Raw genomic sequence first — 1,550 nt, forward strand, 5'->3', positions numbered from 1 at the left:
ATTAACTTTAATTACGACCTTTCCTTGCTGATGCCTCCGGCACGCTAGCGCGAATGCAGCGAGATACTCAATCTTTAAAATTAGATCGCTCCAGCCAGCGTCAGAGATAGCACGATTTAAGCTTTTCTTTCTAGACTGTCCATTAGGTAAAAAACGTCCTTGATTGTCAGTTTTAACCCGACAGCGTTTCATCATTCCAGAAACGTTTAAATCTTCCAGAGCAATTCCATCTACATTTCTCGATACAATCTGGTTAGCTACTTTCCATTGGTAAGCTTGGCGTTTGTCAGCAATTCGTTTGTGTAAACGTCCTAATTTTTTAACAGCTTTTTTTCTCTGATTACTTCCTTTTGCCTTACGACTAACACTCTTTTGTCTAATTTTGAGGATATGTCGAGTTTTTTTGTTGGTTGAGAACTTAGGATTGTCTATTTGATGTCTATCTGACAGATGAACAAGTTTGGTAATACCTAAGTCACAACCGATTACTTTTTTTACCTCAGCTAAAGGTTTAGCCCTGTAATCTGGTACGGTTTTATCTTCAATTCTGATAGACAGAAACCAGCCGTCTTGACGCTGACGAACTGTAGCCGCTTTAATTGTAAAACCATTGGGTATTGGACGTGAATTGTGAAAACGCATCCAGCCCAATTTCGGTAAATAGATTTTACTCCCTTGTACTTTCACACCCATTGAGTATGTAAAAGATGTGAAGTTACTGCGGTTTTTAAATTTAGGGAAACCTCGCCCATCAAAAAAGTTTTGGTAGGCAATGTCAAGACGTTTGACATTTTGTTGTAAAACGGTTGAATCAATGCCACCATACCAAGGTCTAGCTTGCTTTAATTCTGGTAAGGCAGTAATTTGGATGTCACCAGGACTTCGACGAGGGTTTTTGGGTTTACCTTCTTTGTCAGTTTTCGTATTTTTCCAAGGTGAGCCAGTTGCACCCTTTTTGCTCACAAAGCACGTTAATGGGCAAGCTTCAGATTTAGCTCTAATCTCACAGTATTCACCTTGAATATACTGCTGATTATATTGAGCTATTCTATCTCCTAAACACCAATTGTAATGACTTCTGAGCATGTCTACCCAGTTGGACATTTTTGATGATTGAGTGATATTAGGGCGTAGCTTGTAAACATAGTTTGTGAGCAAATTTACATCACCTCCTTTCCTTCTTTATGTGTTATTTTGTATTTATTGTAGCTCTTTGGGAGAAATTATGTCAATAAATACAGACATTTCAAGGTAGGATAAATCCTACCAAGCGCTTTCATCCCCGGTCTAAAGACGCGGGGTTTTCAGCGACTCATCTTATAAACTCCCAATTTTCCTATATATTCAGCCACCAAATTATACCTTGGATCTCAGATCTTGCACCATTCTTAATAAGCGAAGGGTGGGCAGGTTTAGGGAGAATATTTGCTTCTTCAAGGATAAATTATCTTTAAAACCTGCCCCCACCTCACGGTATATCTAACTGAATCGTTTTCCGGCAATAAGAGAGATGATAAAATCTTGAAGTGGATCGGAATACCGTATAAAAC

The 1,550-nt window shown here is 38.8% G+C and carries 1 protein-coding gene; it reads right to left on the reverse strand.

Annotated features, from left to right (window positions below; genetic code table 11):
- A partial coding sequence (locus NJ959_RS29365) for an RNA-guided endonuclease InsQ/TnpB family protein (RefSeq protein ID WP_256529974.1) occupies window positions 1-1,158 on the reverse strand: 1,158 nt, incomplete at its 3' end.
- Between the last annotated feature and the right edge of the window lie 392 nt (window positions 1,159-1,550).

It is taken from the genome of Limnofasciculus baicalensis BBK-W-15, assembly GCF_024178385.1.
Lineage (GTDB): Bacteria > Cyanobacteriota > Cyanobacteriia > Cyanobacteriales > Coleofasciculaceae > Limnofasciculus > Limnofasciculus baicalensis.